The organism is Pseudomonas mercuritolerans (assembly GCF_025706525.1).
GTDB classification, from domain to species: Bacteria; Pseudomonadota; Gammaproteobacteria; order Pseudomonadales; family Pseudomonadaceae; genus Aquipseudomonas; species Aquipseudomonas mercuritolerans.
This window is the reverse complement of the sequence record NZ_JAMSHA010000009.1, coordinates 28791-43383: the sequence shown is the minus strand read 5'-3', so window position 1 is coordinate 43383 and position 14593 is coordinate 28791. Positions and strand designations below refer to the sequence as shown.

General features: G+C 60.1%; 11 protein-coding genes. 2 read left to right on the top strand and 9 right to left on the bottom strand.

Annotated features, from left to right (window positions below; genetic code table 11):
* Position 1: 1 nt before the first annotated feature.
* Entirely contained in the window at positions 2 to 1702 is a 1701-nt protein-coding gene (pilB, locus tag ND528_RS23100) for a type IV-A pilus assembly ATPase PilB (protein ID WP_263471312.1), read from the bottom strand.
* A gap of 226 nt (positions 1703 to 1928) precedes the next feature.
* Between pilB and ND528_RS23095 the strand changes: the two genes are divergently transcribed.
* Together ND528_RS23095 and ND528_RS23090 are read left to right on the top strand one after the other, a co-directional pair.
* A complete protein-coding gene (locus tag ND528_RS23095; protein WP_024014340.1) occupies positions 1929 to 2351 on the top strand; it encodes a pilin in 423 nt (140 codons plus the stop codon).
* Positions 2352 to 2646: 295 nt separating this feature from the next.
* Positions 2647 to 3000, top strand: coding sequence for a BON domain-containing protein (locus tag ND528_RS23090; protein WP_016773155.1), 354 nt, complete (start codon positions 2647 to 2649; stop codon positions 2998 to 3000).
* Positions 3001 to 3264: 264 nt separating this feature from the next.
* Here the strand turns inward: ND528_RS23090 and ND528_RS23085 are convergent, their stop codons facing one another.
* The 8 genes from ND528_RS23085 to folK all read right to left on the bottom strand — a co-directional run bounded on the left by ND528_RS23085 (position 3265) and on the right by folK (position 14590).
* Positions 3265 to 3564 carry a DUF2845 domain-containing protein gene (locus ND528_RS23085; RefSeq protein ID WP_039761633.1) on the bottom strand — a complete coding sequence of 100 codons (300 nt, stop codon included), beginning with the start codon at positions 3562 to 3564 and terminating at the stop codon, positions 3265 to 3267.
* The gene (locus ND528_RS23080) at positions 3561 to 6512 is read right to left on the bottom strand and encodes a DUF748 domain-containing protein (protein ID WP_263471311.1); all 2952 of its coding nucleotides are present in this window, start codon (positions 6510 to 6512) and stop codon (positions 3561 to 3563) included. The genes ND528_RS23085 and ND528_RS23080 overlap by 4 nt, the downstream gene beginning before the upstream one ends.
* Positions 6513 to 6734: 222 nt before the next feature.
* A complete protein-coding gene (locus ND528_RS23075) occupies positions 6735 to 7751 on the bottom strand; it encodes a class I SAM-dependent rRNA methyltransferase (protein ID WP_130909977.1) in 1017 nt (338 codons plus the stop codon).
* A 135-nt stretch (positions 7752 to 7886) separates the two neighbouring features.
* Positions 7887 to 9824, bottom strand: a complete 1938-nt coding sequence (acs, locus tag ND528_RS23070; protein WP_263471310.1) for an acetate--CoA ligase — start codon at positions 9822 to 9824, stop codon at positions 7887 to 7889.
* 200 nt (positions 9825 to 10024) lie between these two features.
* Positions 10025 to 11689, bottom strand: coding sequence for a glucose-6-phosphate isomerase (gene pgi / locus ND528_RS23065; protein WP_130909975.1), 1665 nt, complete (start codon positions 11687 to 11689; stop codon positions 10025 to 10027).
* Positions 11690 to 12047: 358 nt separating this feature from the next.
* The gene (gene panC / locus ND528_RS23060; RefSeq protein ID WP_263471309.1) at positions 12048 to 12908 is read right to left on the bottom strand and encodes a pantoate--beta-alanine ligase; all 861 of its coding nucleotides are present in this window, start codon (positions 12906 to 12908) and stop codon (positions 12048 to 12050) included.
* Entirely contained in the window at positions 12905 to 13705 is an 801-nt protein-coding gene (gene panB, locus ND528_RS23055) for a 3-methyl-2-oxobutanoate hydroxymethyltransferase (RefSeq protein ID WP_122750964.1), read from the bottom strand. The genes panC and panB overlap by 4 nt, the downstream gene beginning before the upstream one ends.
* A 399-nt stretch (positions 13706 to 14104) precedes the next feature.
* Complete coding sequence (folK, locus tag ND528_RS23050) at positions 14105 to 14590, bottom strand: 2-amino-4-hydroxy-6-hydroxymethyldihydropteridine diphosphokinase (protein WP_263471308.1); 486 nt, start codon at positions 14588 to 14590, stop codon at positions 14105 to 14107.
* Positions 14591 to 14593 lie beyond the last annotated feature (3 nt).

Genomic DNA, 14593 nt, shown 5'->3' with positions numbered 1-14593 from the left:
TTCAATCCTTGGTGACCCGGTTGATTTCTTCAAGGCTGGTGATGCCTTGCATGGCCTTGTGCAGCCCGGAGGTGCGCAGATCGGCGAAACCGTCGCGACGCATCTGGATGTCGATTTCCAGCGAATTGCCTTCGGCCATGATCAGCCGTTGCAGGTCCGGTGTGTTCTTTACCACTTCATAAATCCCCACGCGTCCTTTGTAACCGCCGTTGCAGTGATCGCAACCGACCGGCTCGTAGATCGTGAAATGACCTATGCGTTCCTCGGGAAAGCCTTCCTTGAGCAAGGTTTCGTGAGGAATCTCCAGCGGCCGTTTGCAATGCGCGCACAACTTGCGCGCCAGACGCTGGGCGATGATCAGGCTGACCGAGGTGGCGATGTTGAAACCGGGAATGCCCATGTTGTGCAGGCGCGTGAGGGTTTCCGCTGCGCTGTTGGTGTGCAGGGTCGACAGCACCAGGTGGCCGGTTTGCGCGGCCTTGATCGCGATCTCGGCGGTTTCCAGGTCGCGGATCTCGCCGACCATGATCACGTCCGGGTCCTGACGCAGAAACGAGCGCAGCGCCTGGGCGAAGTCCAGCCCTTGCCGAGGATTGACGTTGACCTGATTGATGCCTGCCATGTTGATTTCCACCGGGTCTTCGGCGGTGGAAATGTTGATGTCGACGGTATTGAGGATGTTCAGCCCGGTATACAGCGACACGGTTTTACCGGAGCCGGTGGGGCCGGTGACCAGAATCATTCCTTGTGGCTGTTTCAGCGCGGCGAGGTACAAGGCCTTTTGCTCGGCCTCGTAACCCAGCGCGTCGATGCCCATTTGCGCACTGGACGGGTCGAGGATCCGGATCACCACTTTTTCGCCCCATAGGGTCGGCAGGGTGTTGACGCGAAAATCGATGGATTTGCTTTTCGACAGGCGCATCTTGATGCGCCCGTCCTGGGGTTTGCGCCGTTCGGAAATATCCAGACTGGCCATTACCTTCAGGCGAGCGGCGATACGCCCGGCCAACTGGATCGGTGGCTTGGCCACCTCGCGCAGCATGCCGTCGGTGCGCATGCGTACGCGATAGTTTTTTTCGTAGGGTTCGAAATGCAGGTCGGACGAGCCGCTCTTGATCGCATCGAGCAGCATCTTGTGCACGAAGCGCACGACCGGGGCGTCGTCGGCATCGAGGCCGCCGATCACGTCCTGTTTGTTGTCATCGATGGCCTCGACGTCGAGGCCGTCGAGATCGACATCGGCCATTTCCTCGAGGCCCGAGGCATGGCTCTCGAAGAACTTGTCGATGGCGTCGCTGAGCTTGTCGTCCTCGACCAGAATCGCTTCGGTGCTCAGGCCGGTGCTGAACTGGATGTCGCTGATCGCCTGCTGATTGCTCGGGTCGGAAAGGCCTACGAACAGTTTGTTGCCGCGCCGCCAGAGGGGCAGTGCGCAGTGCTGGCGAACCAGTTTCTCACTGACCAGTCCCTTGGGCTGACTCTCTTTGTCGACGCAATGCAGATCGAGCAGGGCCATGCCGAAGTGTTCCGAAGCGATCTCGGCGATCTGCCGGCTATTGACCAGTTTGTTGTGCACCAGGTAGTTCACCAGCGAGACGCGGTTGTGCTGGGCCTGCGCCCAGGATTGCCGGGCGCTTGTTTCCGTGAGCAGTTCGGCCTGGACCAATTGCTTGGCCAGACCGCTCAGAGTGATGTCATTCATGGGGATTCCGCACGCTTGCCGTTCATGACTTATAGCCTAGTCAAGTGACAGCGCCAAACATGGCCGGTGCAGGTGACAAAAAGTGTCAGATAGTGCGGTTGCGGGTTGTAGGAAACGGCGCAGGGGATTGCGCGCACCCAGCAGGCGGGGCCTGAAAGGCGTTGGCATGGGCTGTGCTGAGCCTTGTTCAGATCATGAGATTTCGACTCATGCATGGAGCGTTTCTATGAAAAAACAACAAGGTTTCACATTGATCGAGCTGCTGATCGTTGTGGCGATCATCGGCATTCTGGCGACTATCGCCCTGCCTCAGTATTCGAAATATCAGGCGCGGTCGAAGGTGACGGCGGGGCTGGCGGAGATCAGCGCGATGAAAGTGCCCTTTGAAGACCTGATTAATCAGGGGACAAACCCAACGCTGGCGGCGGTAAAGGGCGATAACGTAACCACGACCTCCAATTGCGCTCTCACCGCGTCAGGCACTGCTGCTGATGGAGCTGGAACGATTGTATGTACGCTGGCCAATGCGCCAGCGCCTGTATTAGGCAAAACCATCACGCTGACACGTACAGCGGCGGGTGGTTGGAGTTGTGGCACTACGGTCGCTCCTGACTATTCGCCAAAAGGCTGTAACGCTACTGGTACTTGATCAATATGTAATCTTCAGAATGCCCCGCACCGCGGGGCATTCTCGTATCGCGACCGCTTCACAAAAGCTCCAATAATTTCAGCAGCTTATGAACTTTCCGAAAAACCGCAACTTGCATGCGAAATTGCCTTGAGTCATGCATTTTGCATGAAAATGAAAATAAGCGTTTTTCATAACTTATTGTTTTTAAACGGTTTTATGCGGACGAAAAAGTTGGCACAGCGTTCGCAATATCTCCGGTAACCCTGCTGACAAGCGTTACAGCAGACTTCCAGTAAAAACAGGAGTTACTCGTATGAAGAAGTTCGCTATCACTGCCGCTGCTACCGCTCTGACCCTGACCATGGCTGGTGGCGCTTTCGCCCAGTCCGCTCAGGCTACCCAGGCGCCAATGGTTCTGGCTGCCGGTGAAGTTACCGAAATGAAACAAGATACCAGCGACACCTGGATCACCACCAAGGTCAAAGCTGACCTGGTTACCGAAAAAGGCATTCCAGGCACCGACATCAAAGTCGAAACCAACAAGGGTGTAGTTTCCCTGTCGTCGACCACTGCGGTAACCGAGTCGCAGAAAGAAGTCGCCGTAGGCATTGCCAAGAAAATCAAAGGCGTTAAAGCGGTCTCCGCTGATGGCCTGAAAGCCGAGTAAGGCAAGACTTCTCGCCTGAACCGGGAGAAGACGCGACAGACGGGCCGAGCAATACGTCTGCCGCAACTTTAGAGTTCATGCGAACGGTCACACGGATGTGACCATTACAGGCCCCGGCACTTGTGTCGGGGCCTGTTCTATTTTGGGCAATACCAATGTGGGAGCGAGCCTGCTCGCGAATGCGAAGTCTCAGCCGACAAGTTCGTCAGTAGACAGACCGTATTCGCGAGCAGGCTCGCTCCCACAGGGTAAATTTCGTTCGGCTTAATTGCCGCGTTTGCTGTTGATCTGCCGCAAGCGATTGCCTTCGAAGCGCAGGTATTGATACATGCCGTTGTTCGGGCCGTAGGTCCATTCCTCGACCTGAAACTCTTCGCGGCGATTGGCACTGCGCTTGTAGCCGAGCACGTCGCGACTGACCGGCTCGCCGCATTTTTGCAGCACTTCGCTTGCGCGGTCGCCGAGGCTGATCAACTGGCTGCCGCAGCGCAATGTATCCGAAGCCGACGCGTGACCGGCAGCGCACGTCAAAGCGAGCACAGCCAGCCAGTTACGCACGGTCATTCGGCATCCAGGTGCATTTGCGTCACCACGCGGCCATCGCTTTCGGCCTCGCCGAGGTTGGCGTCGATGAAGTACACGCGGTCATCCTCGAGCTTGCCCTTGTCGACCAGATAATCCTTGATGGTGCTGGCGCGATCCTGGCCCAACTGCCGCAGCAGCACATCGCTGCCACTCCAGAACGCGATCACGCCCTGACGCATTTTCGCCGTGCGTTCTTCTTTGCCGAGATCTTTCCATTCAACCGGTGGCTGGGTTTTCAGGCGGGTGCGGTAGATGCCTTCGAGCAATGCGCCTTTCTCGCCTTCGGGCACTTGCAGCAGCGAGGCCTGGGCCGGGACTTTGTCGCCACGGCGCTGGAGCATCTTGTAATAGTTGTATTGGTATTCGCGTTCCAGGCGTTGCTCGGCCAGCAGTGGCCCATCGCTGCTCTTCGCGGCAGTGCCTTCGATCTCCAGGCGCAGCGCCGGACGTTCCTTGAGCGCTTGCGACAGTTTCACCAGCGCCGCTTCGGCGTCTTTGCTCAGATCGCTGGAGCCCGGCGCGAAGGACACCGTGCCGAGGTCTTCGGAGCCGCCGCCACTGACCAGTCCGCCGATCATCTTGAACGGCGCGGCGGCAGCTTTGACGATGAGGTTGCGCAGGGTCTGCCAGACGATCGGCATCACGCTGAACTGTGGATTATTCAGATCGCCGGTCACTGGCAATTCGATGGAGATCTTGCCGTCGACGTCCTTGAGCAGGGCGATCGCCAGTTTCAGCGGCAGACTCACTGCATCAGGGCTGTCGACCTTCTCGCCCAGTTGCAACTGCTCGACGACGACTTTGTTCTCGGCTTTCAGTTGGCCTTTGGTGATCAGGTAGTGCAGATCAAGGTTGAGCCGGCCCTTGCGGATGCGGTAGCCGGCGAACTTGCCGGAGTAGGGCGTCAGGGTTGTCAGTTCGACGCGCTTGAAGCTGGTGGCGATGTCGAGGCTGGCCATCGGGTCGAACGGATTCACCGCGCCCTTGATGGTCACCGGCGCATAACGGTCGACCTTGCCTTTGATGTCGACGCTGGCCGGTTTTGCCTGACGGCTGTCGATGGTGCCGATCTGGCCGTTGAGCTGTTGCACGGCGGTGGCGAAATTCGGTGTCAGGCTGAAGTCGGCGAAGTTGGCCGAGCCGTCGTTGATCGCAATCGCACCGATGTGAATGCCCAGTGGTTTGTCCTTGCTGGGCGGTTTGGCTCCGGCAGGTTTGGCGCCGCTGTCGGCCGGTTGCGGGATCAGCAGGTCGTCGACGTTGGTGGTGCGATCGTCGTTGATCATGAAGCGCACATACGGCTGCAACAGGTTGACCTTGTCGATCGACAGGCTGTCGCCGTGCTGATAGTTGATGCCGTCGACCACGACTTGCTGCCATTTGAGGAAGTCGCGGGTCTTCAGCGTATCGAGGGTGTGCAGTTGATCAATCTGCGCGCGGCCGGTGATGCTGAGGGCCAGTGGCTCGGTGCTCTTCAGATTGACCTTGAGATCGCTGCCGAGCATGCCGCTGCGCAGTTCCAGGCGAATGAACGGGTTGATGTAGGACTGCGCGACACGCAGGTCGACGTCCTCGGTTTTCACGTTGAGCTGTGCGTTGACCGGAGCCAGATTGACCGTGCCGTCGGCGCTGATCTTGCCTTGCTTGCCCAGGCCGCTGTCGAGCTTGAGCTTGAAAGGCGAGCCGTTGAGGCTGTCGAAGTCCTGCAGGTCGACGTTCAGCGGGGTGATGTCCAGCGCCACCGCCGGTTGCGCCGAGCGGTCAGCGAGATGGACCGTGTAGTTGCGCAGTTGCACATCCTTGACCAGCACCTGCCATGGCTTGCTCGGGGCGCTTGGCTCAGGTTTTGGCGAGTCGGCGGCGGCCGGTGTATCCGTAGGTTCGGCAGCGGCTTTGGCCGCCGGTTTCGACGGTTGGCTGGCGAACAGTTTCTGCCAGTCCAGTTGGCCATCGGCTTCCAGCGCCGCCCAGGTTTCCAGTTTGTTGCTGCGGATCTTGCCGACCATTACTTGCTGCTTGGCCAGGTCCAGCGAGGTGTCGCTGACGTCGAGGCGTTCGAGCCTGGCCAGCGGACGTCCGTCCGGAGCCTTGATGGCGAATGGCGCAATGCTCACCGCGACGTTGTTCAGCAGCAGTTCGGTCTGTTTCGACAGGTTGAGTTTGTACTCGGTGCTGAGGCTGACCACGCCGTTTTCCAGCACCAGCGGCACGGCGTCGCGCACGTAGGGCCAGAAGGATTTCATCTGGCCATCGGTGACTTTCAGGGTGCCTTCGGAGGTGAACGGGATCAGGCTGAAATTGCCGGTCCAGTCGATCCGCCCGCCAGCGGGGCCGATGGCGACGAGGGTCATGTCGGCGCTGTCCTCGGGCAGGGTGCTGAGGTTTTTCAGCTCGAAACTGAGGTCGTCGTAAAGAAATTCGATCGGTTCGCTGGGCCGCATATCCTCGAAATGCACCACGCCGCCGGCCAGTTTGATGTTGTCGATACGCAGCGGGAATGGCTTGGCGTCGGGATCGGCGGGTGTCGGCTCGCTCGGCGGCAGGTTGAACAGGCCCAGCAGGTTGAGCTTGCCGTCCTTGGCGAAGAGGATTTCGCTTTTGGGTTTGTCCAGTTCGATGTCGGACAGGTGCAGGGCCTTGGTCCACAGGCTGTCGATTTGCAGGTTGGCATAGAGACGATCGAAGCCGACCTGTTCCTTGCCCGGCTCGCCGATGACCAGGCCCCACAGAGTGACCTCCAGGCTGAACGGGTTGAGTTCGATGCGCTGCAGATGCGCTGGCACCGTCGCGTAATTCGCCAGTTGCTGGTTGGCCACGCGCAAGGCAATGCCTGGCAGGATCAGAAACCCCAGCAGGCTGTAGAGGGCCAGGGCTGTCAGCAGTGCGCCAATCGCGCGAATCAATCCTTTGGGCATGTGCGGCTTCATCTGTCTGAATCGGAGTGCCTTGGAGTATGGCACGCGATTCTGGTTCCGAAGTGCTTGATGTGGGACAGGATTGTTCAGAAATTTCTGTAGGAATAGATCTCCACGGTGGGAGCGAGCCTGCTCGCGAATGCGGTGATTCAGTGAAAAACAAGTCGACTGACACTGCGCTTTCGCGAGCAGGCTCGCTCCCACAGGGGAATGTAATCGCTCATGCTTGAGGGATTAGAGCTGCAAAATCAGCGTCTTCAACGGGGGCTGCTGGTCCCGCGAGGGGAAGTCGGCACCCGGGGTCATCACGCTCCATTCGCGCACCGGGCGGCCGGCCTTTTCGGCGCAGCGCAACACTTGTTCGCGCCAGTCGTCCATGCTGACTTTCGCCAGGTTGTTGCAGCAGATCAGTACGCCATTGTCGGCGGTGGTCAGCAGCGCCGGTTTGAGCAGGCTCTGATAATCGCGTAGCAGGTCGACTGTGCCGAACGCACTTTTGGCCCACGCCGGCGGATCGAGCAGGACCAGATCGTATTGGCGCTGTTCGAGGCGCTGATAGCTCGGCAACTTCTGCCCGCGCCGCACGCTGATCGGCAGGCCAGCAAGCTGACGGATCGCCGGGAAGTAATCGGACTGAATGAATTGCATCTCCGGCAGTTGCGGGTTGAGCAAACCATTCTCGCGACCGACCGCCAGATTGCCCTCGGCAAAATCGAGGTTGCACACCTCACGTGCACCGCCGGCCGCCGCACTGAGGCCAACGCCGCAGGTGTAGGAAAACAGGTTGAGCACGCTTTTGCCTTGCGCATGATCCTTGACCCAGCCACGGGTGTTGCGCAGGTCGAGGAACAGCAGCGGATCCTGCCCGGCATGACGCCCGCGCACGCGGTAGTTCAGACCCCATTCATGCCCGACCAGATCGGCCAGCGCGGCGTCATCGGCTTTATAGACGCTGTCCTCGCGATCGATCCGCGAGTTGCCACGGGAGCGGTCGTTGTAGACCAGCAGGCTGTCGAAGCCCAGGGTCTGGTTGACCATGGCGTGCAGTTGCAGCAGGTCGTCACGTTCGAGCGTCTGGTGAAAACTCTGCACCAGCAGTTGCGGGCCGTAGCGGTCGATGGTCAGGCCGCCGGCACCTTCCTGGCTGCCATGGAACAGCCGATAGCAATCGGTGCCCTGGCTGTGCAGCGCAGCGAGCAGGTCCTGGCGTTGATCGAGGGCGGCGCGCAGCGCCTGATTCAAGGAAGACATGCGGGCGCCTTGCTGAAAAAACGCGAAGCTTAGCAGTCGGGGCGCTACAAGCGGCAAGTTTCTAGCTGCAAGCTAAAAGCGAAAAGCTGCGCGGACCGCTTTAGCTTGCAGCTTGTAGCTAGAAACTTGCAGCTCTCAAGTATTGAGCCGCTTGTCGACGAGGTCCTGCACCACACTCGGATCAGCCAGCGTCGAAGTATCGCCCAGACTGTCGAGCTCATTGCAGGCAATCTTGCGCAGAATCCGCCGCATGATCTTGCCCGAACGGGTCTTTGGCAGCGCCGGCGCCCACTGGATCAGGTCCGGTTTGGCGAAGCTGCCGATCTCCTTGCTGACATGCGCCAGCAGGTCTTTCTTGAGCTCTTCGTTGGCCTCGGTGCCGTTCATTGGCGTGACGAACGCGTAGATGCCCTGGCCTTTGACGTCGTGGGGATAACCGACCACGGCGGCCTCGGCGATGCTGTCGTGCAGCACCAAGGCGCTCTCCACTTCGGCGGTGCCGATGCGGTGGCCGGAGACGTTGATCACATCGTCGATGCGTCCGGTGATCCAGTAATCGCCGTCCTCGTCGCGGCGGGCGCCGTCGCCGGTGAAGTAATAGCCGGGGTAGGGTTTGAAGTAGGTGTCGATCATCCGCTGCGGATCGCCGTAGACGCTGCGAATCTGCGCCGGCCAGCTGGATTTGATCGCCAGCACGCCACTGCCGGCGCCTTTGATTTCCTTGCCGACTTCGTCAAGCAACACCGGTTGCACGCCAAACATCGGTTGCGTCGCGCAGCCCGGTTTGATCCGTTGCGCGCTGACCAGCGGGCTGAGCATGATGCCGCCGGTTTCGGTCTGCCACCAGGTGTCGACGATCGGGCAGCGCTGTTCACCGACAGCATTGAAATACCATTCCCACGCTTCCGGGTTGATCGGCTCACCGACGCTGCCGAGCAATCTGAGGCTGGCGCGCGAGGTTTCCTTCAATGGTCCGGCACCTTCGCGCATCAGCGCGCGCAGGGCGGTGGGCGCGGTGTAAAAGATGTTGACCTTGTGCTTGTCGATGACCTGCCAGAAGCGCGAACTGCTCGGGTAGCTCGGCACGCCTTCGAACATCAGTGTGGTCGCACCGTTGGCCAGCGGCCCGTAGACGATGTAACTGTGGCCGGTGACCCAGCCGACGTCGGCGGTGCACCAGAACACTTCGCCGTCGCGGTAGTCGAGTACGTACTTGAAGGTCATTGCCGCTTGCAGCAGGTAGCCGCCGGTGGTGTGCAGCACGCCTTTGGGTTTGCCGGTGCTGCCGGAGGTGTAGAGGATGAACAGCGGGTCTTCAGCGTCCATCGGTTCCGGCGGGCAGTCGTCGCTGACCTCGCGCACGGCCTGGTGATACCAAAGGTCACGGCCTTCGACCCAATCGACCTGGCCCTGAGTGCGCTCGACCACCACCACGGTGCTGACGTTCGGGCAGCTTTGCAGGGCTTTGTCGACGTTGTTTTTCAGCGGCACGAAGCGGCCGCCGCGCACGCCCTCATCGGCGGTGATCACGGTGCGGCAGTCGGCGTCGAGAATTCGATCACGCAGGGAATCCGGGGAAAATCCGCCGAACACCACCGAATGAATCGCGCCGATTCGCGCGCAGGCGAGCATGGCGTAGGTGGCTTCGGGGATCATCGGCATGTAGATGCACACCCGATCGCCTTTCTTCACGCCACGGCTTTTCAGTACGTTGGCCAGACGGCAGACGTGGTGATGGAGTTTGTTGTAAGTGATCTGCGCCGATTCGGCAGGATCATCGCCTTCCCAGAGCAGGGCGGTCTGCTCGCCGCGTTGCTTGAGGTGACGGTCGATGCAGTTGTAACTGACGTTGAGCTTGCCGCCGGCAAACCAGGCCGCTTCACCGGTTTTCAGGTCGTAGCGCTGCACGGTCTGCCACGGCGTGCTCCAATCGAGGAAACGCGTGGCCTGCTCGGCCCAGAAGGCGCTGGGGTGTTTAATCGATTCGCGGTACAGGCGCCGATACTCGTCCTGGCTCAACTGAGCGGCCTGGCGCACGGCATCGGCTTTGGGGAACGTGCTGATATCGAACATGACGGTTCCTTATTCTTGTGGTGCGACACGAATAAAGATGCGCCGAGCGCTGCACAGGTTCAAGTCATGCGCCAAAACAACTGTGGGAGCGAGCTTGCTCGCGAAGGCGGCGGATCAGTCAACACAGTGTTGAATGACGCACCGATTTCGCGAGCAGGCTCGCTCCCACAGGGGAACAGCGTTGTGCCCGAAGGCTTTTATCAGCCGCGATGGCGCCCGCGGAAGTAGTTGATCAGGCCTTGAGTCGAGGCATCGTCAGCCACGGTCTCGTCGCTGCCGACCAGTCGGTTGTAGACGCCTTTGCCCAATTCCTTGCCCAGTTCCACACCCCACTGGTCGAAGGCGTTGATGCCCCAGACCACGCTTTGCACGAACACTTTGTGCTCATACATCGCAACCAGCGCGCCGAGGCGACGCGGGCTGATGCGTTCGACCACCAGGGTGTTGCTCGGACGATTGCCCGGGATCACCTTGTGCGGCGCAAGTTTGCGCACGTCGTCTTCGCCCATGCCTTTGTCGCGCAGTTCGGCTTCAGCTTCCGGCAGGGTCTTGCCGAGCATCAGCGCCTGGCTCTGCGACAGGCAGTTGGCGTACAGCCACTGGTGATGGTCGGAAACCGGGTTGAAGCTGACGATCGGCACGATGAAGTCGGCCGGGATCAGTTGGGTGCCCTGGTGCAGCAACTGGTGATAAGCGTGCTGACCGTTGCAGCCGACGCCGCCCCAGATCACCGGGCCGGTATCGGTCGACACCGAGGTGCCGTCCTGACGCACGCTCTTGCCGTTGGACTCCATGTCCAGCTGTTGCAAGTGCTTGGTGATGTTGCGCAGGTAGTGGTCGTACGGCAGGATCGCGTGGCTCTGCGCACCCCAGAAATTGCCGTACCAGACGCCGAGCAGGGCCAGCAGCACCGGCATGTTCTGTTCGAATGGCGCGGTCTGGAAATGCTGGTCCATGGTGTAGGCACCGGACAGCAGTTCCTTGAAGTTGGACATGCCGATGGCCAGGGCGATTGGCAAACCGATCGCCGACCACAGCGAGTAACGCCCGCCGACCCAGTCCCACATCGGGAAGATGTTTTCTTCGCGAATCCCGAAAGCCACAGCGGCGGCGTTGTTGCTCGACACAGCGATGAAGTGGCGATACAGCTCGGCTTCCGAGCCGCCCTGCGCCAGGTACCAGGCGCGTGCGGCCTGCGCGTTTTTCAACGTTTCGAGAGTGTTGAACGACTTCGACGAAACGATGAACAGCGTGGTCTCGGCGCGCAGTTTCTGCGTCAGCTCGTGGAATTCGCTGCCGTCGATGTTCGCCAGATAATGGCAACGCACGCCTTTCTGCGCGTAGGACAGCAGCGCTTCGGACACCAGCTCAGGGCCGAGGAACGAACCACCGATACCGATATTGACCACGTCAGTGATCGGCTTCTCGGTGTAACCGCGCCACAGGCCGTCGTGAATACGGCCGACCAGATCGGTGATCTGGTTCAGCACCTTGTGCACTTCCGGCATCACGTTGACGCCGTTGACCGACAACTTGTCGCCGACCGGGCGGCGCAGGGCGGTGTGCAGTGCCGGGCGGCCTTCGGAGGCGTTGACGATTTCGCCGTCGAACAGCGCTTTGATCGCGCCCTTCAGATCGACTTCATTGGCCAGGCCCACGAGCAGGTCGCGGGTCTCGGCGTTGATCAAATTCTTCGAATAATCGAGAAACAGACCGCAGCTGCTGAGGGTGAACTGATTGAAACGCTGCGGATCGGCGTTGAAGGCCTCGCGCATGCTGAAATCCTGCATGGCTTGGCGGTGATCTTTCAACGCTTGCCAGGCGGGCAGAGCGGTAACGTCGTGAGGAGTGCGGTAGTACGCCATCGCTGCGGTTTTCCTTTTTACTTGAACGGCCTTTTGAACACGGTACAGATCAACCACGGGTTTTTAGCGCATGGGATCAACTGCGTCGACACGAGATCTGGACACAGGGCGAATACAGTAAACCTCGCGCTGCGTTCTGTCTTGACTTTGTCTGACCAGATCCCTGTACTTTTTTAACATCCGCAGAGGAATCTGGCCGACAAACGGAGGTGCCCGAAAGATTTTCGCCCAACCGGCATGCACCGAAAACACCTGTGGGAGCGAGCCTGCTCGCGAAGGCGTGGTGTCAGGCAACTTATAAGTCGCTGATACACCGCCTTCGCGAGCAGGCTCGCTCCCACAGGAAATTCGTTGCTGCTTAAATCGGGCTATCGAGGTTCAGGTGCAGGTTGTCGATCAGCCGCGTAGTGCCGAGGAACGCCGCCGCGAGAATCACCAGATCGCGATCTTCCACCGTCGCCGGACGCAACGTCAGGCCATGGCGTATTTCCAGATAGTCCGGACGCAGCCCCGCCGCTTCCAGCACCTGCGACTGCGCAGCGATCAGCGCCGGGTAATCACGCTCACCTTGCTTGATCGCTTCGGCAATGCTGCTCAGCACGCGATACACCACAGGTGCCACCGCGCGTTGATCTTCACTGAGGAAGCCGTTGCGCGACGACAGCGCCAGACCGTCCGCTGCACGCACGGTCGGCTCGCCGATGATCTGGATCGGCATGTTCAGGTCATGCACCAGTGCGCGGATCACCGCCAGTTGCTGGTAATCCTTCTGGCCGAAAATCGCCAGATCCGGCTGGACCATGTTGAACAGCTTGCTGACTACGGTCGCCACACCTTCGAAGTGCCCCGGACGGCTGGCGCCACACAGGCCTTCGGACAATTGCGGCACACTGACCCGGGTTTGTCCGGCCATGCCGTCCGGGTACATCTCTTCAACCGTCGGCGCAAACAGCAGGTCGCAACCGGCTTCGAGGAGCTTTTCCTGATCGGCGGCGAGGGTGCGCGGGTATTTGTCGAGGTCTTCGCCGGCGCCGAATTGCAACGGATTGACGAAAATACTCGCGACGACGAAATCCACTCGCTGAGTGGCTTTAGTGACCAGCGCGACGTGGCCGCTGTGCAGGTTGCCCATGGTCGGCACGAAGCCGATGCGCTTGCCTTCACTGCGCGCGCGGGCGACGGCGGCACGCAGTTCGCGTACGGTTTTGACGGTGTTCATGCAGAGAATCCGTGTTCGATGCCGGGGAACGTGGTGGCTTTTACTTCGCTGACGTAAGCCTTCAGCGCGGACTGGATGCTGTCCTGACCTTGCATGAAGTTTTTGACGAATTTGGGTACGCGGCCGGTGATCGACAGGCCGAGCATGTCGTGCAATACCAGCACCTGGCCGTCGGTGGCGTTGCCGGCACCGATACCGATCACCGGAATGCTCACGGCCTGGCTGATTTCTGCCGCCAGTTCGCTCGGCACGCACTCAAGCAACAGCATGGCCGCACCGGCCTGCTCCAGCGCGATCGCATCGGCACGCATCTGCCGCGCCTGGTTCTCGTTGCGGCCCTGCACTTTATAGCCACCGAGGATGTTCACTGCTTGCGGGGTCAGGCCCATGTGCGCACACACCGGCACACCGCGCTCGGCAAGCAGGCGGATCGACTCCGCCAGCCACAGTTGACCTTCAACCTTGACCATGTGCGCACCGGCCTGCATCAGCATGGCGCTGTTGTTCATGGTCTGTTCGAGGGTAGCGTTGGCCATGAACGGCAGGTCGGCGAGGATCAGGGCATCGCCATTGCCACGCTTGACGCTGGCGACGTGGTAGGCCATTTCCGCCGTGGTCACCGGCAGGGTGCTGTCGTGCCCCTGCAGGACCATGCCGAGGGAGTCGCCGACCAGCAGCACTTCGACACCGGCCTCGTTGCAGGCATGGGCGAAGGTCGCGTCATAGCAGGTCAGCATGGTGATTTTTTCACCTTTCTGCTTGAGGCTCTGGAGCGTGGTCAGGGTGATGGCTGGCATGTAAAAAATCCTCGTTCAGGCGCTCTGGAAACTGCTGCGAGTCACGCGCGTGATTCTTCATCTACTCAGGCGCACGGTCTTGTGTCGTGCTTTGAAAGGCCTGGATTGCGCCCGTTCATACCGGGTTGGCGGCAGCGGGACGCCTATAGTCGTGATGAGCCAACAGGAAGTCAATTGCGTGTGTTACCGCATTGTTACGCGGGCGGTGTTACCGGCGTTACTGATGCGATTCAGCGGCGCGGCGGGCCTGATTCGGGGGATTTTTGTCTGACAATAATAGTGAATCTCACCCGATCAACTGTAGGAGCTGTCGAGTGAAACGAGGCTGCGATCTTTTGATTTTTAGCATCAAGACCAAAAGATCGCAGCGTTCCGCAGCTCCTACACGACGGATTCGTGTCAGGCGTGGGATATGCGCTCAAGGCCGACGAACGCGCAGGCGGCCAGCAGGTCTGTCAGCGTGCGGCCATCGGCGAGACGCAGATCCTGCGGTGCCAGTTCAGCCAGGGGATAGAGAACGAAAGCGCGCTCCTGAATCTGGTAATGCGGGACCTTCAGCCGTGGCTCATCGATCAGGCGATCGCCAAACAGCAGAATATCCAGATCCAGCGTGCGTGGCCCCCAGCGCTCAAGACGCTCGCGGCCCTGAGCGTTTTCGATCGCTTGCAAGGCGTCGAGCAGCTCGATCGGTGCGAGCGAACTGTCGAGGGCTGCGACGGCATTGGTGTAACGAGGCTGGCCCGGCAACAGCGAATCGCTTTGATAAAAGGCTGAGACGCCGGCAAGGCTCGTCTGCGGCAATTGCCCCAGCGCCGCGATGGCGCTGCGCAACTGGTCGGCCGGGTCAGCGAGGTTGCTGCCCAGGCCGATGTAGATGCGTTCCATCGC